Below are 21,815 nucleotides of genomic sequence, written 5' to 3'. Positions count from 1 at the left end.
CGCGTCGGCCGTAAGCGAAAACGCGAAGGCCGCTCCGATGGAGCGGCCGATATGTCGCGCCGGGTAGCCGGCGTGACGCTATCTGTCGGAAAAATTTGTATGCGTAACGATATGTACGACGTACTGCTGGAACGGTCGCCACCGAAAGGCTGGGGCTGGGACAAGCCGGGACGTCCTGTAAAGGACATCGAGGATGCGCCGCCACGGGAAAGAATGATGCGCCGCGGTTACTGGTTCAGCCGCAAAAATCTGAACCCGCTACGTCGCTATCTGGCCAGTCAGGTCGGGCAACCTTGGAATGCGGTGTACGCACAGCTGTGTGCACAACGTGATCCGAAAAATCCAACCCACGATCAGATTTTTCACTACCTGCCCTCCCTGATTGCACTGGAGGTTTGGGATATCGGCGGCGTCCTGCACGTACGGGATTCGTGGCGAGGGCTGCTGCGACTGGAGGACACCGACCGGAGACTTTACGTCGACCCCGACAGCGGCCTTGTTGCGATCAACGAGTCGGCGATTCGTCTTCGCGCGCAGATGCGGCGGGAGCACAGCCAGCGCGTGAAGGAAAATCGACTCGGGCTGGAGCCCGACCTGCGTCGTCTGAGCGAAAGGCGCCAACTGCGACGGATCGACGGCATCTGGTACGAGATCGAACTCATGCCGGTGCCACCGCAAGCCGAACCCCGCAAGCCCGAGCAACGCCGGCGCAGTGTCACCAGAGTATTTCCGTTCGATGCGATCACCCACAAGAAGGTCACCCAGTGCGATGGCGAGCGATGCCGGATGTACGGCTCTTGCAAGTTGTACGCCGCGCGCAAGCGGCAACTCAGCAGATCGGAATTGATCGAGCACGGACTCCGCAACGGCGCCGAGCCCGATCCGTATCAGCAGGCCATCGGCTGGAATAAACCCAGGCGGCCCGGTCGCAAATACCGCGGATCGATACGAAACGTCGCCAGCTATAAGGATTACCACTCATGAACACATCAAGTTACGAACTATTGCACGCCGAAGAAGGCTCGGTGCCAGTCAAGGCCTGGGTCCGCGGCGTGCCCGTGGACGAAGGCGCGCGGCGGCAACTGCGCAACATCGCCGCCCTGCCGCATGTCGGGCCCTGGGTCGCGGTGATGCCCGACGTCCACCTGGGCAAGGGCGCGACCGTCGGCTCGGTCGTGCCGACCCGCGGCGCGATCATCCCGGCCGCGGTCGGCGTCGACCTGGGCTGCGGCATGGCCGCGGTGCGGACCACGCTGCGGGCGGAGCAATTGCCCGACAGCCTGGCCGCGTTGCGTTCGGCGATCGAGCGCGTGGTCCCGGTCGGCAACGGCCGCGGCGGCGAGCATCGCAAGCGTCCCGACCGCATCGACACCCGGCTGGCCCAGTCCGGGCTGGCCGGGCAACTCGATCGCATCCACGACAAACACCGCAAGCTGCGCACCGACAAGTTCGACAAGCAGATGGGCACGCTCGGCGGCGGCAACCACTTCATCGAAGTGTGTCTGGATGAAGCCGGTTTCGTCTGGGTGATGCTGCACTCGGGTTCGCGCGGCACCGGCAACCTGATCGGCAGCTACTTCATCGAACTGGCCCGGCGCGAACTGGAAAAACGCGTGCTCGGCTTTCATGTCCCGGATCGCGACCTGGCCTTCTTCCTCGAAGGCGAGCCGCTGTTCGACGACTACATCGAAGCGGTGTCGTGGGCGCAGGACTACGCCCGCCACAACCGCGAGGCGATGATGGAGCGGGTGCTGCACGCGATGCGCGCGCAGTTGCCCAAGTTCCAGTTGGAGAAGACCGCGGTCAACTGTCACCACAACTACGTGCAGCGCGAGGAGCATTTCGGCGAATCGTTGTGGGTCACCCGCAAGGGCGCGGTCAGCGCTCGCGCGGGCGAACTCGGCATCATCCCCGGCAGCATGGGCGCGCGCAGCTACATCGTGCGCGGCAAGGGCAACGCGGACAGCTTCCACAGCTGCAGCCACGGCGCCGGCCGGGTGCTCAGCCGCACCCAGGCGCGGCAGCAGATCACCCTCAAGCAACACCGCGAGGCGACCGCCCACGTGGAATGCCGCAAGGACGCGGCGGTCATCGACGAATCGCCGGCGGCGTACAAGCCGATCGAGGCGGTGATGGCCGCGCAGGCCGATCTGGTCGAGGTGGTCCACACCTTGCGCCAGGTGGTCTGCATCAAGGGTTGAAGCGCGCTTCGTCGCGCCTGCGACGCCGCCTTCGGGCGGCGTTTTTTTTGGCGGAAATGGGACCGGCCTCTCCGCCTTTTGGCGGAGACGTCGAGATACGGTGAATTTCGAACGCGCGTTTGCGACATCGCTCGCGCTTTGTCTGTGCGCTGGCGACTTTTCGTAACCCCTTTGGAACGCAAAACCGATATCGTCCTAATGCAAGCGCAATGCCAACGGACTTCGCTCATGAGCTATCGCCATTTCGACAGGCTGTCTTCTGAGCGCGCAGATCAAGAGTGCGAACCCTGCCTGTCGGCCGCCGCCGCGGCGGCCGCGATCTCGCATCGCACCCGCGAACTGGCGATCACCTACGGCATCGGCGCGCGCCTGCATCACGGCGAACGCCACTGGGACGATATCCGCGAGGAACTCGCGCGCGGCTGGGATCGGCTGCGCGGCAACGACCCGGTGCCGTGGCAGAACGTCGAAGGCGATGTCGAAGGCGCATGGCGCCTGGTGCTGGCCGACTGAGCCTCGCGCGTCACCCCTGTAGCGACGCGTTAAATTCCCCGCCGGCGCGTCCCTGCACCGAACGAGCAGAACAAACGTCTGCTGATCCGCGCGATTGCGCGAATCGGGTCGAGTAAGTCGTGCATCGCGAGAGTGGGCATCTCGACAGCCAGCGGAGCGATCAGGCGCTGACCGCCACCGGGCGACGACGCCATTGCCATTTCAGGTTGACCCCGAGCGTGCCGAGCACGATCAGCGCCACGCCCACGCTCTGCACCGGCGCCAGCGTGCGTCCGTAGACGAGGTAGTCGAGCAGCAGTGCGATCACCGGGTAGATGAAGGCCAGCACGGCGATGGTCGCGACCTGCAGCCGCGGATAGGACGAATAGAACAGCACGTAGCACACGCCGCTGTGGATCAGGCCCAGGCCGGCCAGCCAGAACCAGTGACTGCCCGGCGTCCACACCGCCGCGTAGTCGGCGAACGGCGCGAGCATTACCACGCCGACCAAGCATTGGATCAGCACCACCGCGAACGGCCGCTCGCGGCTGATCCGCCGCGACAGCAGCAACGACGCGCCGCACAGGATCGCCGCGACGAAGGTCAGACCGACCCCGATCAGATAGCCACTGCCGGCGCTGTTCCACAGCTTGAACGGATCGGCCGAACACAGCACGCCGACGAAGGCGATCGCGGTCCAGCCCAGATCGGCGGCGCGGGTGCGCTCGCCGTAGAACATCGCCGCCATGCCCAGGATCACGAACGGAAAGAAGTGGTAGACCATCGTCGCCACGCCGATCGACGAACGCGCCATCCCGGCGAACAGCGCGACCCAGTTCAGCACCAGTAACACGCCACTGACGATCGCCGAGCGGATCAACGCGCGCTCACCGAGCAGGCCGCGGAACAGGCCGCGCGCCGAGCCCCACACGATCAGGAACGCGCAGCCGAAGATGCAGCGGAACAGCACCGCGGTGATCGCGTTCTGTCCGCTCTCGTGGACGAACACGCCGACCGAGCCGATCAGCAGTTCGGCGATCAGCAACTGGATCAGGGCGGTCCGCGACTCGGCGGGGGTGGCGCTGGGGCTCATGGCGGTCGAAGCGGGGACGCTTCGCGGGAGGGGGAAGCTCAGGTTAGGGCCGGGCCGCGGACCGATACAGATTCAGTTAGGATGGATTTTGACCGGTACAGTTTCGTCGTGCCTGGACACCGGACAGTCCCCTCTCCCGCTTGCGGCGACCGAAGGAAGTGCAGAGCTGAGAGGGTTAGGGTGAGGGCAACAAGATCGAGGTCAAACCAGCGTCGCCGCATCGCATCTGTTCGACGCCGGCTCGGATCGCAGCTGCATCGCTGCGCCGGCCCCCTCACCCCAACCCCTCTCAGCTCTGCACTTCCTTCGGTCGCCGCAGGCGGGAGAGGGGCTTTCCATCCTCGGCTCTCAATCGCCGGTTTTCGATCACACCAAAGCGCGCCATGACCCACGACCTGCTCTACGAACGCCTCGCCGATCGCATGCGCCGCCAGATCCAGCGCGGCGTGCTGCGCGCGGGCGAGCGCCTGCCCTCGCTGCGCCGGCTCGGGCGCGATCAGCGCATCAGTCTGGCGACCGCGGTCGAGGCCTATCAGCAACTCGAACGCGAGGGTCTGATCGAGGCACGGCCTCGCTCAGGTTATTACGTGCGCGCCGCGGCGACCGCACCGCCGCGCGGATCGCGCGCGCGCCATCTGTCGCGCACGCCGATGCCGGTACGCAACCCGGCCTTGCTCGGCGTGCTCGACGTGCAGTCGCGACGCGATCTGGTCCCACTGCATACCGCGACCCCGGCCTCCTCGCTGCTGCCGACCGCCGCGCTGGCCGCCTCGGTCGCGCGCGCGATGCGCCGCGATCCCGAAACCGCGCTCAGCTACACCGTTGCGCAAGGACTGCCGCAACTGCGCGAACGCATCGCCGAACGCTACGCGCAATGCGGCGCCGAGATCGATCCGGACGAAGTCATCATCACCGCAGGCGCGATGGAGGCGATCAGCCTGACCCTGCGCACCGTGACCCGCCCCGGCGACATCGTGATCCTGGAAACCCCGACCTACCACGGCCTGCTGCAAGCGGTGGCCGCGCACGGCCTGCGCGTGCTGGAACTGCCGAACCACCCGGGCCGCGGCATCGACCCGGCGCAACTGCGCGAATTGCTCGAACGCCACGCGGTGCGCGCGGCGCTGCTGGTGCCGAGTTTCAACAACCCGCTCGGCAGCCTGACCTGCGACGATGCCAAGCGCGAGATCGTCGCCGCCTGCGCCGCGCACGGCACCGTGGTGATCGAAGACGATCTGTACGGCGAACTGGCGTACTCGGGCGAGCGCCCGCCGCCGTTGCGTCGTTATGACGACGGCGAGCACGTGGTCACTTGCAGTTCCTATTCCAAGACGCTCGCACCTGGCCTTCGCGTAGGTTGGATGCTCGGCGGACGACGCCGTTCGGAATTGCTTCGCACCAAGAGTTTTTCGACCGTGGCCACGGCGACTCTGCCGCAGATGGCCTTGATCGATTTCCTCGCCCGCCACGACATCGAGCGCGGCCTGCGCCGGCTGCGTCGCGCGCTGGCCGGCAACGCGCAGGCGTATCGGCAGGCGGTGCTCGATCATTGGCCCGAGGGCAGTTGCGTATCGGAACCGGCCGGCGGCATGACCTTGTGGGTTGAACTGCCGCCCGAAATCGATGGGCAAGCCTTGTTCGAAGCCGCGCTGGCCAAGGGCGTGGGCATTCTGCCGGGGCATCTGTTCTCCAACCGCGGCGATTACACCCATCATGTGCGGCTTGGGTGCGGGCATGTGTGGGACAAGACGATCGAGTCGGCGCTGCGGACGGTGGGTGAGGCGGCCAAGCGGTTGCAGGGTTGAGATCGATGGGGGCGTGTGTCTCCGCGCTTCGGCAGCTCGAGCGTCGCTTCGGATAGGAGTCGCGAGGTTCCCGCCTTCGCACGTCGGCGAAAGCAAAAGCAAATCCCCCACGTCCGCTTCGCGGCCGTTCGCCCCCTTTGTCAAAGGGGGCAACAGCGACGGCCGCGATGATTGAAGCGAAGTCACACGCAACAAAAAGGCCGCGCAAGGCGGCCTCTTTCGTGAACTATTACTTCCCAGCGAATCTAAAACCGATTCCCGATTCCTACCCCGCCCGATCGCCGCGCCTCAAACCTGAGCCGACAACAGACTCGGCAGAAACCGCTCCAGCGCGGTCTTCACCTGCTCCACGCTCAAGTCCGGCTGCGAGATCGCGCGCATCGCCAGACCTTCGATCAGGCATTGCAGCATCAACACGCGGGTGTCGACTTCCTGCTTCGGCACGCCCAGGCCGCCGTCCTTGGAACTGCGCTCGAACCACGCCGCCAGATCGGCGCGGAACACCTTGTCGGACGCGTGCGTGGCCGCGGCGATTTCGGGATCGCGCGTGGCCTCGGCGGTCAGTTCCAGAAACAAGGCCGCGCTGGTGATGTTGGGATCGTTCGCCTGCCATTGCTGGAACACTTCGGCGATGCCTGCGACCAGATCGCTGGTCGCGTGCAGCTTGGCCACATCGGCCCTGGCCTCTTCGAGCTGGCGCTCGATGATGGCCAGGATGATGTCGTTCTTACCCTTGAAATAGCGGTAGATCAGGCCGGCGCTCATGCCGGCCGTATCGGCGATGTTGGCCATGCTCGCGGCATGGAAGCCATGCACGACGAAGCATTTCTGCGCCGCGACCAGGATGCGCTCGCGCTGAGCCTGCGCGCGCGCCTCGGCCTTGGCGGTGGGCTTGCCCGCGGTGTTCATTGGCTGCGCTCGTTCCAGCCACCTCCAAGGACTTTGTAGAGCGTCACCCGATTGACCTGCTCGCTCAGGCGCGTGGTCACCAGTCCCTGTTGCGCGGCGTACAGCGTGCGCTGCGCATCGAGCTGATTGAGGTAGCTGTCGCGGCCGGCCTTGTAACGCGCGGTCGAAAGCTGATCGGCGCGCGAAGCCGCTTCGACCAGCGCTTCCTGCGCCTGCCGCTGTTCGGCCAGGGTCTTGGTCAGCGCCAACGCATCGGCGACATCGCGGAAACCCGACTGGATCGCCTTTTCGTACTGCGCCAACGCGATCTGCTGGTCGGCCTTCGCCGAGGCCAGCCCCGCGCGCAGCTTGCCGCCCTGGAAGATCGGAATATTGATCACCGGATTGACCGACCAGGCGCGCGTGTTCGAATCGAACAAGCCCGACAGTTCGGTGCTGGCGCTGCCGAACAGACCGGTCAGGCTGATCGACGGGAAGAACGCGGCGCGCGCGGCGCCGATGTTGGCGTTGGCCGCGAGCAGGTTGTGCTCGGCCTGCAGCACGTCGGGACGACGCAGCAGCACTTCCGACGGCAGTCCGGACGGCAATGCGCCTACGCCGCTGACTTCATCGGTCAGACGCTGGGGCAACAACGCCGGATCGACCGGTTCGCCGACCAGCAGATTGAGCGCGTTGATGTCCTGCGCCACCTGCCCGGCATAACGCGCCGCATCGGCGCGCGCCTGCTCGACCTGAGTCCGCGCCTGGCTCACTTCCAGGCCCGAGACCGCGCCCAGTTCGCGACGCTTTTCGGTCAGGTCGTAGGCCGCCTGCTGATTCTTCAAGGTCGCTTCCGACACCGACAACAGTTCGCGATCGGCGGCCAGGGTGAGGTACGCATTGGCTACCTCGCCGATCAGGCTCAGCTGGGCGCTGCGACGCGCTTCTTCTTCGGCGAAGTAACGCTGCAAAGCCGACTGGCTCAGGCTGCGCACGCGACCGAACAGATCCAGTTCGAAGTTGGTGATGCCCAGACCGGCGGTGTAGGCATCGGTGACCGGCTGATTGTCGCCGCCGCTGCGCTGCAACTGGCCGATCGCGCTGACACCCGGAACGCGGTCCGCGCGCTGGATGCGGTACTGCGCGCGCGCCTTCTCGACGTTGAGCACGGCCACGCGCAGATCGCGGTTGTTCTCCAGCGCGCGGCCGATCAGCGTTTCCAGATTCTGGTCGGCGAAGAAATCGCGCCAGCCGATGTCGGCGACCGTGCCGGCCGCGGCCGGCTGCGAGCCGTCCGCCGCCGGCATCGCGCCGGTGAAAGCCTGGGTGGTCGGCGGCAACGGCCATTCGCCCGGAATCGCCGCATCGGCGGCCGGCACCTTCGGCGCCAGGCTCAGGCAACCGGTGGTCGCCAGCGTGATCGCCAGCGCCAGGGCGTGAATCGAAAACTTACTCATGGCTCTGCGCTCCTGCCGGACCCTGCTGCGAGGGCGCGTGCTTTTTCCTGACGAACAGTTTCTCCACGACCACGAAGAACAGCGGGACGAAGAAGATGCCCAGGAACGTACCCACCACCATGCCGCCGAGCACGCCGGTACCGATCGCGCGCTGCGCGCCGGAACCCGCGCCGCTCGCCAGCGCCAGCGGCAACACGCCCAGGCCGAAGGCCAGCGAGGTCATGATGATCGGGCGCAGGCGGTCGCGAACCGCGGCCAGCGTGCCCTCGATCAGGGTCATGCCCTTTTCCAGGTTCTCCTTGGCGAACTCGACGATCAGGATCGCGTTTTTACTCGATAGACCCACGGTGGTGAGCATCGCCACCTGGAAGTAGACGTCGCGCTCCATGCCGCGCATCCACGTCGCCAACACCGTGCCGAGGATGCCCATCGGCGCGATCAACAGCACCGAGGTCGGGATCGCCCAGCTTTCGTACATCGCGGCCAGACACAGGAACACGATCAGCAGCGACAGCGTGTACAGCAGCGGCGTCTGCGCGCCGGCCTGGCGCTCCTGGTAGGAAAGACCGGTCCATTCCAGACCGATGCCCGGCGGCAACTGCGCCACCAGCTTTTCTACTTCTTCCATGGCCTGGCCCGAGCTCACGCCCGGCTTGGCTTCGCCGTTGATTTCCAGCGCCGAGACGCCGTTGTAACGCTCAAGACGCGGCGAACCGAATTCCCAACGGGTGGTGGCGAACGCCGAGAACGGCACCATCTCGCCCTTGTCGTTGCGCACGTACCAACGGTTGAAGTCGGTCGGCGCCATGCGGAAAGGCGCATCGGCCTGGATGTAGACGCGCTTGACCCGGCCGCGATCGACGAAGTCGTCGATGTACTGGCCGCCCCAGGCCGCCTGCAGGGTCGAGTTGATGTCGGCGATGCTCAGGCCCAATGCCGAAGCCTTCTGATTGTCGACGTCGACGCGGAACTGCGGCGTGTCTTCCATGCCGTTGGGACGAACGTTCTGCATCGACTCGTTCTTGCCGGCCATGCCGAGGAACTGGTTGCGCGCGGCGACCAAGGCATCGTGACCGAGCCCGGCGTTGTCCTTGAGGTAGAACACGAAGCCGTTGGAGTTGCCCAGTTCGAACACCGCCGGCGGCGCCAGCGCGAACACGAACGCGTCCTTGATCTGCATGAAGCTGCCCATCGCCCGGCCGACGACGCCGTTGACGCTGTTGTCCGGCATCGGCGTCTTGCCGAAGCTGGTGATCCAGCGCCAGCGATCGCCCCAGGTGGTGGCGCGCTCTTCCCACGGCTTGAGCTGCGAGAACGCCATGCCCGCGTTCTGGCCGTTACCGGCGAAGCTGAAGCCCTGCACGGTGAACAGCGAATCCACCGCCTTGTCGGCGAGGAACTGGTCTTCGACCTTCTTGAGCACTTCGCCGGTGCGTTCCTGGGTCGCGCCGACCGGAGCCTGCACGATGGTGAACAGGAAGCCTTGATCTTCCTGCGGCAGGAACGAGGACGGCAGGCGCAGGAACAACACCGCCATCAACGCCGCCATCGCCGCGAACACGATCATGAAGCGGCCGGTACGGGTGACGATGCCGCGCACCACGCCCTGGTACTTCTTGTTGCCGCGGTCGAACTTGTCGTTGAACCAGCCGAAGAAGCCCTTGTCGGACGCGTGATGGCCCTTCTCGATCGGCTTGAGCATGGTCGCGCACAGCGCCGGGGTCAGCACGATCGCGACCAGCACCGACAAGGCCATGGCCGAGACGATGGTGACCGAGAACTGGCGGTAGATCACGCCGGTCGCGCCGCCGAGGAAGGCCATCGGCACGAACACCGCCGACAGCACCAGGCCGATGCCGACCAGCGCGCCGGTGATCTGGTCCATCGACTTGCGCGTGGCCTCGACCGGCGACAGCCCTTCTTCGCTCATCACGCGTTCGACGTTTTCGACCACGACGATGGCGTCGTCGACCAGCAGGCCGATCGCCAGCACCACCGCGAACATGGTCAGCATGTTGACCGAGTAACCGAACAGCGCGAGCAGGCCGAACGTGCCCAGCAACACCACCGGCACCGCGATCGTCGGGATCAAGGTGGCGCGGAAGTTCTGCAGGAACAGGTACATCACCAGGAACACCAGCACGATCGCTTCGAGCAGGGTCTTGATCACTTCCTCGATCGCCACGCGCACGAACGGCGTGGTGTCGAACGGCGTCACCGCCTTGAGGCCCTTCGGGAACGAGGGCTTGAGCTGCTCGAGTTCGGCCTGCACCGCCTGCGCGGTGGCCAGCGCGTTGGCGCCGGTCGCCAGCGAGATCGCGATACCGGTCGCGGGCTTGCCGTTGAAGCGGGCGATGGTGGTGTAGTCCTCCTGGCCCAGTTCAACGCGCGCCACGTCGGACAGCTTGAGGATCGCACCGCTGGAATTGGCGCGCACGACGATGTTCTTGAACTGGTCGGCGGTCTGCAGGCGATCCTGCGCGGTGATGGTCGCGTTGAGCTGCTGGCCCTTCACCGACGGGGTGCCGCCGAGCTGACCGACCGCGACCTGTGCGTTCTGCGCGCGCAGGGCGTTGATGATGTCGGTCGGGGTCAGCTTGTAGGTGTTGAGCTTGTCCGGGTCGAGCCAGATCCGCATCGCGTACTTGGTGCCGAACAGCTGAGTGCTGCCGACGCCGTCGACGCGGGCGAGCGGATCGACCAGGTTGGCGGCGACGTAGTCGGCGATGTCGGCGCCGGTCATGCTGCCGTCCTCGGACACGAAGCCGATGACCTGCAGGAACGCCGAGTTGGCCTTCGACACGCTTACGCCTTGCTGCTGCACGATCTGCGGCAGCAGTGGGGTGGCCAGTTGCAGTTTGTTCTGCACCTGGACCTGGGCGATGTCGGGGTCGGTACCGCTTTCAAACGTCAGGGTGACGCCGGACTGACCGTCGGACGAGCTGGTCGCCGACATGTACATCAGGCCGTCGATGCCCTTCATGTTCTGCTCGATGATCTGGGTCACCGAGTTTTCGACGGCTTTCGCGGAAGCGCCGGGGTAGGACGCGTTCACCGATACGGTCGGCGGCGCGATGGTCGGGTACTGCGAGATCGGCAGCTGGGTGATCGCGATCGCGCCACCGAGCATGATGATGATCGCCAGGACCCAGGCAAAGATCGGGCGATCGATAAAGAACCGTGCCATGAATTTCTCCGATTACTGCTTCGGCGCGGCGGCGGGAGCCGCGGCCGGCTTGGCCGGTGCCGCGCCCTTCTCGGTCGCGTCGACCGGCATGCCGGGGCCGATCTTCTGCAGGCCCTCGACGATCACCTTGTCGCCGGCCTTCAGACCGCCCTCGACCAGCCACTTGTCGCCGATCGCCTGACTGACCTGCACTTCGCGCGGCTCGACTTCGCCCTTGGCGTTGACGACCATCGCGGTCGCCGCGCCCTTGGGATCGCGCGAGATGCCCTGCTGCGGAACCAGCAGCGCGTTCTGACGCACGCCGGTGCCGACCTGCGCGCGCACGTACATGCCGGGCATCAGGATGTTGTCGGGGTTCGGCACCACCACGCGCAGCAGGAAGCTGCCGGTGCCTTCGTCGACGGTGACTTCGGAGAACGCGAGCTTGCCTTCCAGCGGGTACTTGCTGCCGTCTTCGAGCAGGATCGTCACCGGCGTGACCGCTTCGGTCAGCGTGCCGGCGGCGATCTGCTTGCGCAGCGCGAGCAGTTCGGCGCTGGACTGGCTGATGTCGACATGCACCGGATCGAGCTGCTGCACCACCGCCAGCGCATCGGCCTGATTGGCCGTGACCAAGGCGCCCTGCGTCACCGCGGATTTACCGATACGGCCGCTGATCGGCGAAGTGATGCGCGCGCGGCCGAGAATCACACTCGCGCTCTGCACCGCCGCGCGGCCCGAGGACACATCGGCCTGGCTCTGCTTGAGCGTGGCGACCGCGGTTTCGTCGTCCTGCTTGCTGACCGCGTCGATCTTGACCAGATCGCTGGAACGCCGCGCATTCAAGCGCGCCGAATTCAACGCCGCTTCGCCGCGCGCCAGAGTGGCCTTGGCGGTTTCCAGATCGGCGGCATAGGTCTTGTCGTCGAGCTGATACAGCGGCTGCCCGGCCTTGACCAGACCGCCCTCGGTGAACAATCGCTTCTCGACGATGCCGTTGACCTGCGGCCGCACCTCGGCGATCAGCGACGCGCTGGTGCGCCCCGGCAACTCGCGGGTCAGGGTGACGGTCTCGGGCTTGAGGGTCACCACGGTGACCTGCCCCTTCTGACCGCCGGGGCCGCCAGGCCCACCTTGTTGATCGCCGCCCTTGCCGCAGGCCGCGAGGGCGAGGGTCAGGACAGCCACGGAAACAGCAGCGGGCACGCCGGAAAAAGCGTTACGGGACATAGACTTGCGCGACGGCATGGGGGAGCCTCAGGTCGTTGTTGCGGTCAGACAGACCGCGGCCACATCATAGAATGAACGATCATTCTCTTTTTTTGGATGGGCGCGGTCAAGCGGGCCTGAGGGGTTGCCTGGGCGGGGTTTGGGGGTTTGTGCTTGATTGTGTTGGGTTTTTTGTTGCGGGGCAGCATTGAGAGGGCTGATTGGGCAAAGCCAGGGCTTGCTATGGGTGCTGCAGAGGTAGCGGTCCGCGCGCCAAGACGTAGCGCTCGGACGCCGTCTGCTTGCGCTCACGAAGCCTCGGCCGCACGCGCTTCTATCTCCTAGTTCATAGTTTCCGTAGTCGGTACTGTCGACTTCTTACGCTTGAGGCGTTTGATCGCCACTACGAATCCGACGGCAATCGATACGCAAACTGCCGCCTGGACCCGACTGCCCGATAAAAACCCAGAGCACGACCAGCAAGCCACTCATGGAAGCGGCCACTTTGTTCAGATCGATCCGGTCGTCGTCGCTCATTGCTTGGGTTCCGGCAAGACGGAATTTCCAAGCAAGCAGTGCGCCAGGAGATCAAATCTCCTTAATGCGACAGAGCATAATGATTTGAAACATCCCTCACAGGGCGCTGAAGCGACGGAACTGCGTGATCAGTTCCCCCGTAGATCTAATCCCGTATCGGACAGAAATACATTTCGCTCATACGGCGACGAAATACACTCGCAGACCAAAATTTTCTCAGCGCACCATACCGCAGGGGTCGGAAACAGTCCCCGAAGAATAGAGCGCCAGTGAAATTGAATAGTCAGTCTTTTCATAGAACGGCATTGTCGCCAAATCTGAAGAAGCGCCACCCCTGCACAACGTTAACTGCTGTCTGCGCTGTCCGGAACGATGGAACTGAACGACCTTCCATCCCATGGATTCCAACGCGACCTTGTAATAGCCAATGATCTGATCGGCGGACCGCGACGAAGACACGCTTCGACTTACTCCGATCGGCCCATCATGGTTGATGACCGATATGCCGCCCACACCCCAATCGCCGGCGGCAAAAGGAATGCTCAAAAATTGCGCTCGCGCCGACTCAACGATTGGCCGATTGGTTTTTTCGTAATGAGCCGATACCACCAGACTCAGCGCATAGCAAAGTGCGACTACGATTGCCATACCAGCCGCGCCTCTGACTATTCTTTCGTGGCGCATCGCCCTCTTTCCAGAATTGTTTCAAGCGAACAGTACAAATAGCTGTCAAAGTGGACTTCTCCGAAAGTCTACTCTGATCCCGGTTTCGCTTTATCGCAAATTGCCACCGTCGAAAAAATTGATGACCACACAATCCAAGCAAGGGTCGGAGTAAAAGATTGGCTTTTCTTCCCCGCCCCGCAAAAAACCATGGCGAACTGCGAGTGGACTCAGAGCCGACACAAACAAGAATAGAAAAAAATAAAACAAAAAATCACCTTGCAATCTACCAGGCTTGACCCACATAAATCTGATCAATAGTAAACAAGCAAATATATGCGAAATTTCTCCCAGTAGCCCGACCCCAATATGTACAAAATTGGCCTCGAACGAGGCACTCGTGCGCAAACTTGCATAACAAAAATTCAGCCCTATAAAGCAAGCCACAGCGCCCGCAGTCCAAATCATTACTGCGAAAAGAATTACCTTTCGCATTCTTCACACAAAACGGGTTGCGCGTTAGTCACGGTCGCAGACCCAGTAAGCATCCATGCACCAAAATAATCGGAGCTCGCCCCCCATCCTTCAGCACTACCATAAGCATCGCCAATCGCCAGTGTCGCCAAGAAGCTATAGAACTTCGTCCCAGCTCCATAATAAGTAAATGGGCCGTTAAAAGCATATGGACTAGCTCCAAATGGATTTCCATCATCCATGGAAATCGTCATCGTACTCACACTTCCTCTCTTTGTTATGCCCTTACCTGGAGCTATACCGCTACCAAACTCAGATATATGAACGACCCACTTCTGGCCTCTAATACAGTCACTTACAAGTGAGATAGACGCGAAATGAACACCAAAATTCAAATTCTTGGTTGCCCCGCCGGTCTTCACGGACACAAATGTCAAAGCCATAGCGCCAGTCCATTTTGCTAATCCATAAGGATCGAATCCTGATAGCGGAGAACTATCAACATAAGCATAGGTTGAACGCCCCCCATTCAACCCCACAGGATCGCTTTGAACATATCTACCAACTGAGGCGTCATAATCTCGGGCATAGTTGTAACTCAGACCACTTATTTCATCAAAACGCTGCCCGTAAAACCGCATGGCCATCGTGAAAATATTACTATCTTGATCTGGATCTTGATTTGGCAAAGTCGCACCAAATAACTCGCCCTTCAAATCCCAATTCCAAACTGCCAGATCACGAATTGGATCGATCACCACTCTTGGCGTACCAAGGTGATCCGGCTCGATGTAATGCAACGCCTGCTGAGTGGCATGACCCGCCCATAGCCCAACTGGCAGACCATCCATCCAGATCGCCTGCTGAATCGCGTTGCCGCTTCCATCGTAATCACCCAGCCAATGGCCGGTTTCGTCATAGACCGTGTAGCGATCATTGGCCGCGGTGTATTTGCGAACCTGCTCACCCTTACCGTTATAGACGTAGGTCTGAACGAGGGTGACCCCTTGCTTGAGTTCGCTACTACGACCGGCATCGTTATAAACAAAGCTGTTCCCACCGATCTGGATGGAATTGCCACTCGCGTCGTAACTACGCGGACTATCCGCACCAGCCTGAGCCAGACGATGGCTGTCGGTCGGATACGTATACGTCTTGGTGCCGCTAGCCGTGGTGACGCTCTGGCGGTTACCGGTGGCGTCATAGGTATACGCCTCGATCGCCGTATTGGTCGGCCCATCGCGCAATGCGGTCAATCGATTCAGCGCGTCGTAGCTGAAGGTCAACAGCGCATTCGTCGCACCTGCGGGCGTGAGCTTGTCAATATTGCCGACCGCATCGAAGCCAAAACCGACCGATAGACCACCGGCGGACGGATCGATGACGGCCGTGGTGCGGTAATCCAGATCGACCGGACGCGCGAAGGTACGACCGTTGCCATAGGTCCAGCCCGCGGTCGGGCCGAACGGGTGATACGTGGCCTGACTCAACAACACTTCGGTCGCCGCGCCCGCAACCGCGCGCTTGGTGTCGATCTGGCTGATGCGGCCCTGCGCATCGCGCTGATAGGTCACGACCGCGCCGTCTGGATAGGTCAGGCTGCTCAGCTGCCCCGCCAGTGTGTACGCATAGCGCACCACGAACACTTTGCCGTTGGTGGTCTGCACCTTGCGGACCGTGCGGCCGAAGCGGTCGTAGCAGTACTGGGTGCTGCCGCTCGCATCGGTCATCAGCGACAAGCGGCCCTTGGCGAAGGTCTCGCCCGCGGCGCAAACGGTGGGCACTGCGTCGTACTCGTAACCCACGTTGAGGCTGGTGGTCGGGTATGCGACAGCGGTCGGGCGGTTGAGCGCGTCGTAGCTGTAGGTGCGCGTGATGTTGCGCGCGTCGGTTTCGGTCTTGCGATTGCCGGCGCTGTCGTAGGTATAGGTCGACACGCCGGTGTCGGGACTGGTCAGCTGCACCTGATCGCCGAAGCCGTTGTAGGCATACGTGGTGTCGAGATTCTTCGGATCGGTGACCTTGGTCAGGCGATCCAGCGCGTCGTACTTGAACTCGGTCTTGGCGTTGATGCCGCCGACGTCCTGCAAGGTCTTGGCCAGACGATTGAGCGGATCGTAATCGTTGTCGACCTTACGGCCGAGGGCATCGGTGGTGACATCGCCATTGCCGCTGGCGTCGTAGGTGAAGCCGGTCGGGTGATCGTAGGCCGTCTTGGCGGTTTTCAGCTGACCGAGCTGGTTGTAGATCTGCGACAACGTGCGCTTCAGCGCGCCGCTGCTGTCGCGGGTGTCTTCCTTGGTCCGCGCGCCGGCGGCGTCGAGGGTGTAGTGGATGCGGTTGCCGGCGTTGTCGTAGATGTCGGTCAGACGGTGCGCCGCGTCGTACTCGTAGCGGATGAAGGCGCCATCGGGCTGGATGACTTTCTTGACCTGTCCGAACAAGTCGTACTCATAGCGGGTGATCACATCGTCGGTTTCCGAACCGTCGTTGGAGCCGCGCATCTTGGTGGCTGTGAGCCATCCTCGAGGGTGATATTCGTACTCGGTCACCACCCCATTGGCATCCATGACCATTAGCGCACGGCCCGCCGCGTCATAACGCAGGGTTTCGGTCACTTGACCGAGTGCGTTGGAGGCTTTCCAAAGATCACCCTTGCGGTAGGCACACAACGACGGCGCCGTCGCGCACGCTGGATCGTCCTGATCGTAGTAGGCGTACGTCGTTAAATCGTTGGTATCTGTGCGTGCGCCGTCGGTTTTCTTAAGCAATCCCACCAGTGGGCAGCCCGCGCTGCCTACATCGGCTGCTTCACAGTAAGTATTCGCGCTGATTCGTTCGGCTCCGCTCGAGACATCCACCTGAGTGGCAGTCAACATTTGACCGCGGCCGTTATAAGTCTGTTTGGACTTCGCTACTAATGTGCCCGTGCTGTCAAGAACGCGGCGCTCTATCGGCTGATGAGCCGTCGAACTCCAATCTGTCTGAGTCGTACGCGAGTACGTGGTCACGGCTCCTGTTGACGAAAGACCTTCAGTCCGCGAAATCTCATGCAGTCCATCATAGCTGTAGCTGGTTCTGCTGCCATTCGGCGATATGCGATGTGACAACCTGCCCGATGCATATCCCACAGACGTCGTCTGCATAGAATTATCGACCGCATCAATTACCGTGGACTGCAGCGGCCTCTTGAAGACCTCGGTATTGAAGGTGTATGCCTTGATCGCTCCCGTCGGCAAAGTGACCTTGACGCTGGTGGGGGATATGTATTCGAGTGTCACCCGGCCTGTGGCGCCTGCGTGTTCACTGCTGGTCGCCCGACCTTTCTCGTCGTAGGTATAGGTCGCGAAGCGGGCGCCATCCTCGCCAATCACACCAGTCAGATGGTTAGGAAAGTTCGCCGGATCGCACGACGCGATCGGGTTCGCCTGCCAGTCGCGGCAAAGCAAGTCGGTTTCTGCATAGACGTACTGTCGCCCGTCACCGTTTGCGCCGCCATGACGCGCGTTTATCAAACGTCCCTGCCCGTCGTAGGCATATTCGAGAAGGATTTCGCTATCTGACTTGATACGCAGAAGTTGAGCCCTGGGCAGATTCCCCGAGCCAGTAGGCACTTCACCATACTCCAAGGCAAGACTACGTCCGCTCGAGCTGAGCACCTTGATCAGGTTATCCGGCGACAAACACTGTTCGAGCCCCAACGTGGTACCGCCGCAGTATTTGAACTCCAAAAAGCGCGCGCCATGTTCCCAGCGCAGCAATCGACCATTGCCCCCGAACCAAGAATGAGTTCCGTCGGGTCGGATCAGCTCCCAGGCGCCCTTGGAGTCAATCACGGCCTGATTGGCTTCCTTGCGCAGCACCACATTCAGGCTCGCGGAAGGACGGTAAATGCCAGACCCGGTTCCGATCTCAGTGAAGTCTTCGACATAACCGTCCGCCCGGATCAGATAGGCCGCCTTGTCCACGCTAGGCAACGCCAAGCGTTCCGAGAAAGAATGAGACCAATTATCGCCAAGACCTGAAAGCAGTGAAAAGTCGGCGACTGAATTGTAACTGCGACTAAACTGGTAGCCGTCCCAGGAAAAATCATTCTCCGCATAGGCCTTATTACCGGTATCGGCGGCGCAGGGATTGCCATTATCGGTACAGATGCCCTTCACCACCGTTTTTTGCCCTGAAATTCTTCTAATAGTCGCGGTCGCGCCATTCGCGCAAACCAGAGGCCATGCCGAGCCTTTTTGGCTGGCTGTCGGATCGCTCGCAACATGAAATAGCGCAGGGCATTTATAGAAGTCAGCCCGATTTATTGGGTAGGTATAAGACGAACCAGTGGCGATGCTGGTGGCAATGACGCTTCGCGGGTTCGGGACCGGAACTCCATCAAACCCGGTCCGATTCATCATTATTTTGACTTTGCCGTTTTCCGAGATCCAACCTTTGGGAGGAAGGGAAAAATACTCGCCTTGCAGGGTCGCCGTGTAATTGTTGCTCAATGGAGATGCGCGCAGGCTGGCCGCGACCATCTCTTCCTCCGATTCGCATTTCAAGCCAGAGCAATCAGTAGCATTGCCGGTTGCGTGCCCATCATAGAAGTCACCCAGATATGTCGCGTACTTCCTCCTCGGAACCGCGTACCTGAAAACGGTACTGTCTCCCGACATCGTTTCACCGACACGCTCAAGAAACGCGTTCCCGCGAGGCACCGCCGGTTCAGTTCGGATGTAAGCCTCGGCCTCGGCCAATGTGCCAAAGTTCTGAGTCTCCTGGGCAGTGGTGTAACGAGTAGCTTGATAGACCGCGTCTGAGAATTGCGCGCCAGCCACGCTTGTCGCAGTCGCCAACAGCAGCCCCACAAGCAGACGGTATCGAACGAAACGTGGTTTCGTTGCTTGAGCGAGTCCTTCCATAACACTTGTCTCCGTCCGGCGAATCTGTCTACGACGTCGTGTGGTGGCGATGAGTGAACCATCGAGCGCCGGTGGCCGGCGTTGATGCGTCGCTCAAGCACCAGCTTCCCAGAATTTTTTCACACTTGCGAGTCTCGGCGACTGTGCGAAAAACCAAGAACGATGCTGAAACCGCGAAACAACGCCGTCCAGACACGGAAGCAAGCTCATATCCGCACCTGGACTGCACAGGAATGACTTCAATACCGAGGCTTACCGGTACGGGTTGTAGCTATAGGATGCACTCACGCCTTCAGGAATCCTGAAGTAAGTCGTCACCAACCCCACCGGATCGACAGCCAACATCCCCCTTCCCGGCCCATCGTTACCGTCATCCCATCCCCACGGCGCATTCGCCGCATTGGTGCTACACCCAATCGCCCCACTCCCGCAGCCGCCGCTCTTATCGCCAGCGAAGCTGCCGTAGCCGGCGAACAGCCAGCTGTTGTTGCGCTGGTCCCACATACTTCCGGGTTCGAAGATGTCGATGAGTTTGTATTTGACGTCGCGGTCGTCGGGGTTCGACGGGACTTCGGCGGTGGTCAGCGAGGGGTAATAGATCACGCCGTCGCCGTTGATGTTGTAGGCCGGCCAGGCTTTGAGGCCGTGGCCTTTGGCTTCCTGCGCGGTGACCGGGTGCGAGGCGCCTTGGTAGGTCAGGAACGACAGCGAGCCGTCGACGCTTTCGGCGTTGCCGGTCCAGTTGCTGCCGGCCGGGACGTAGGAGAAGAAATCGGTGTGGGCGACGGTGACCGCGGCTTTCAAGGTGCCGTAGGTGGAACCGTCGCGGGCGATCGCGAACAGCACGCCCTCGGCGTCGTTCTCGTGTTCGGTGTCGAAGAACGAATCGGTCCAGTCGCGCGGGTGGAAGAACAGGTAGGTGATGAACCAGTGGGTGCTGGTTTCCACGACCGAGTAGTACGCGTGCGCGGCGAGTGGATAGGCGGATTGACCGGCGCGATCCCAGTTGTTGCGCGCGTCGAGGTCGCCGTCGAAGTCGTAGCGGGTGATGTAGTCGGCGCCGCCGCCTAATGCGTGACTGCCGGTTTGATCCACGTCCTGGTAGTGCACCGGGGCCCAGCGCATGGCAAGCGCGGCGCGGTCGGCCGGCGATTGCGCGGACAAGCCGGCGGCGAAGCCATTGCTGGCGAACAGTGCGGCGGCGAGGCCGCCGATTGCGAGCCAGGCGCGGGGCGCGCGTGAGCTGCTACTGAACCCGATCATCGAACACTCCTTGCGTTGCGGAAGATCGAAGAATGCGAAGTGCTTCGTGGCAACCGTATTGCAGGGGCGTTGATGCTAAGGCGCGATGGCGCACAGATTCGCCGATCCGCGACGGTGGATGTCGGGATTGGGAGCGAGGTCACTTGGGGATGCGACGCTGGTGCGGCGATGGAAATCGATGACGAGAGTGAGGCCGTGCGAATGCGGCGCGATCACGCTTCAGGTTGCGCGGTTGGCTCAGTCGCCAACGCATTGGTGCGATCGGGCTGGACGTGGCACGGCGACTTGTCCGGGCAGTGCCGCGACTTAAAAAGTAGGCTGGCTGGCTAAGCGCGTGGCTGGCAAAGAGGGGGTACGACCGACCTCGGTCGCGCCGCGGATACTACGGAGCGCGGATGTTGCTAACAAGGCAGTGGGTGCGTTCGAGCAGATGCGGCACAGTGGGGTTGTGCTGCGATCTTGGGCGGGGCTGACGCTTCATCCCACAAAAGAACGTGGGAGCCACGCGATGATTCGTGGGATGTTGTTCAAGGTGAGGTTTGGTTCTTGCTGTCGTCCCCGCGAAGGCGGGGATCCAGGGCTTCACCGAGGCATGACTATGAAGTCTCTGGATCCCCGCCTTCGCGGGGATGACGAGCAAAAGCGGAGGCGATCTTGGGCGGGGCTGTACCTCCATCCCACAAAAGAACCCGGAAGCCACGTAATGATTCGTGTGGGATGTTGTTCGATGTGCGGCTGGGCTTTTTGCTGTCGTCCCCGCGAAGGCGGGGACCCAGGGCTTCACCGAGGCATAACTGTGAAGTCTCTGGATCCCCGCCTTCGCGGGGATGACGAGCAAAAGCGGATTCGATCCGGCTCAATCCGATCCCAGTCCCTATTTCGATTCCGAGTCCGAAATCCTCAGTTCCGAGTTCCGAGTTCTCGATTCCCATCGCCATCAAGCAGCCGTTGCCAGCAAGGCAATCACCCAGCCGGCGCCAACCCGGCAATCTGCCGAATCGCCGCTTCGAACTGTTCGGCCGGCTGGCCGCCCTGGATCAGGTGACGGTCGTTGATGATCACCGACGGAACCGCGCGGATGCCCTGGCTCTGATAGAACCGCTCCTGCTCGCGCACGGCGTCGGCGTATTCGTCCGAGGCCAGCAGCGAACGCGCGCGATCGGCGTCGAGGCCGGTTTCGCCCGCGACGGCGGCGAGTACGTCATGTTGGGAGATGTCGCGGCCATCGGTGAAGTAGGCCTTGAGCAGCGCGTGCTTGAGCGTGCGTTCCTGCGCCGCGCCCTCGGCCGCGACCCAATGCAGCAGGCGGTGCGCGTCGAAGGTGTTGTAGATGCGATCACGCGCGTTGAACTGGAAACCGACCGCGGCGCCGCGTTCGCGCAAGGCTTCGCGGTTTTGCGCCAGCTGCTGCGCGCCCAGGCCGTACTTGTGCGCCAGGTGTTCATCGATGTTCTCGCCTTCCGGCGCCATCTGCGGATTGAGTTCGAACGGCTGGAAATGCAGCTCGACCTCGACCGCGTCGCCGACCCGGGCGATGGCCTGCTCCAACGAATTCAGGCCGACCGCGCACCACGGGCAGACCACGTCGGAGACGAAATCGATCTTGATCCGCGGCGTGGACGAATCGGGGGACTGGCTCATGGATCGGCTCCGCGCG

Annotated in this window: 14 protein-coding genes; 4 read left to right on the top strand and 10 right to left on the bottom strand. The window is 62.3% G+C overall.

Going from position 1 to position 21,815, the window contains the following annotated elements:
- Nucleotides 1-99: 99 nt before the first annotated feature.
- The 3 genes from AC3A4T_RS04330 (at nt 100) to AC3A4T_RS04320 (ending at nt 2,714) form a co-directional block, all read left to right on the top strand.
- Nucleotides 100-984: a P-loop NTPase family protein gene (locus tag AC3A4T_RS04330; protein WP_487674266.1), complete on the top strand. Its 885-nt coding sequence runs from the start codon at nt 100-102 to the stop codon at nt 982-984.
- A complete protein-coding gene (locus AC3A4T_RS04325) occupies nt 981-2,201 on the top strand; it encodes an RtcB family protein (protein WP_487674265.1) in 1,221 nt (406 codons plus the stop codon). Before AC3A4T_RS04330 ends, AC3A4T_RS04325 begins: the two co-directional genes overlap by 4 nt.
- Nucleotides 2,202-2,429: 228 nt before the next feature.
- Nucleotides 2,430-2,714, top strand: a complete 285-nt coding sequence (locus AC3A4T_RS04320; protein ID WP_487674264.1) for a hypothetical protein — start codon at nt 2,430-2,432, stop codon at nt 2,712-2,714.
- Nucleotides 2,715-2,874: 160 nt separating this feature from the next.
- On the opposite strand, the gene AC3A4T_RS04315 is transcribed toward AC3A4T_RS04320, so the two are convergent.
- Nucleotides 2,875-3,786: a DMT family transporter gene (locus tag AC3A4T_RS04315; RefSeq protein WP_057920647.1), complete on the bottom strand. Its 912-nt coding sequence runs from the start codon at nt 3,784-3,786 to the stop codon at nt 2,875-2,877.
- 383 nt (nt 3,787-4,169) lie between these two features.
- Here AC3A4T_RS04315 and AC3A4T_RS04310 point away from each other — a divergent pair, with 383 nt between their 5' ends.
- Complete coding sequence (locus AC3A4T_RS04310; RefSeq protein ID WP_487674263.1) at nt 4,170-5,591, top strand: aminotransferase-like domain-containing protein; 1,422 nt, start codon at nt 4,170-4,172, stop codon at nt 5,589-5,591.
- 288 nt (nt 5,592-5,879) lie between these two features.
- Here AC3A4T_RS04310 and AC3A4T_RS04305 read toward each other — a convergent pair whose 3' ends face one another.
- From AC3A4T_RS04305 to AC3A4T_RS04265, 9 genes are all read right to left on the bottom strand, one after another.
- Complete coding sequence (locus AC3A4T_RS04305; protein ID WP_487674262.1) at nt 5,880-6,500, bottom strand: TetR/AcrR family transcriptional regulator; 621 nt, start codon at nt 6,498-6,500, stop codon at nt 5,880-5,882.
- The gene (locus tag AC3A4T_RS04300) at nt 6,497-7,936 is read right to left on the bottom strand and encodes an efflux transporter outer membrane subunit (protein ID WP_487674261.1); all 1,440 of its coding nucleotides are present in this window, start codon (nt 7,934-7,936) and stop codon (nt 6,497-6,499) included. The genes AC3A4T_RS04305 and AC3A4T_RS04300 overlap by 4 nt, the downstream gene beginning before the upstream one ends.
- The gene (locus AC3A4T_RS04295; protein WP_487674260.1) at nt 7,929-11,123 is read right to left on the bottom strand and encodes an efflux RND transporter permease subunit; all 3,195 of its coding nucleotides are present in this window, start codon (nt 11,121-11,123) and stop codon (nt 7,929-7,931) included. The genes AC3A4T_RS04300 and AC3A4T_RS04295 overlap by 8 nt, the downstream gene beginning before the upstream one ends.
- A gap of 12 nt (nt 11,124-11,135) precedes the next feature.
- Nucleotides 11,136-12,332, bottom strand: a complete 1,197-nt coding sequence (locus tag AC3A4T_RS04290; protein ID WP_487674259.1) for an efflux RND transporter periplasmic adaptor subunit — start codon at nt 12,330-12,332, stop codon at nt 11,136-11,138.
- Between the two features lie 357 nt (nt 12,333-12,689).
- Complete coding sequence (locus tag AC3A4T_RS04285; protein ID WP_487674258.1) at nt 12,690-12,848, bottom strand: hypothetical protein; 159 nt, start codon at nt 12,846-12,848, stop codon at nt 12,690-12,692.
- A 216-nt stretch (nt 12,849-13,064) separates the two neighbouring features.
- A complete protein-coding gene (locus tag AC3A4T_RS04280; protein ID WP_487674257.1) occupies nt 13,065-13,496 on the bottom strand; it encodes a hypothetical protein in 432 nt (143 codons plus the stop codon).
- 497 nt (nt 13,497-13,993) lie between these two features.
- Nucleotides 13,994-18,895 (bottom strand): RHS repeat-associated core domain-containing protein, encoded by a 4,902-nt coding sequence (locus AC3A4T_RS04275; protein WP_487674256.1) that lies wholly within the window; start codon nt 18,893-18,895, stop codon nt 13,994-13,996.
- 252 nt (nt 18,896-19,147) lie between these two features.
- Nucleotides 19,148-20,158 (bottom strand): hypothetical protein, encoded by a 1,011-nt coding sequence (locus tag AC3A4T_RS04270; protein WP_487674255.1) that lies wholly within the window; start codon nt 20,156-20,158, stop codon nt 19,148-19,150.
- A gap of 963 nt (nt 20,159-21,121) precedes the next feature.
- Nucleotides 21,122-21,799 (bottom strand): DsbA family oxidoreductase, encoded by a 678-nt coding sequence (locus AC3A4T_RS04265; protein ID WP_487674254.1) that lies wholly within the window; start codon nt 21,797-21,799, stop codon nt 21,122-21,124.
- Between the last annotated feature and the right edge of the window lie 16 nt (nt 21,800-21,815).

The organism is Lysobacter sp. Soil_N_51 (assembly GCF_057655755.1).
This window is presented reverse-complemented; position numbering and strand designations above follow the sequence as displayed.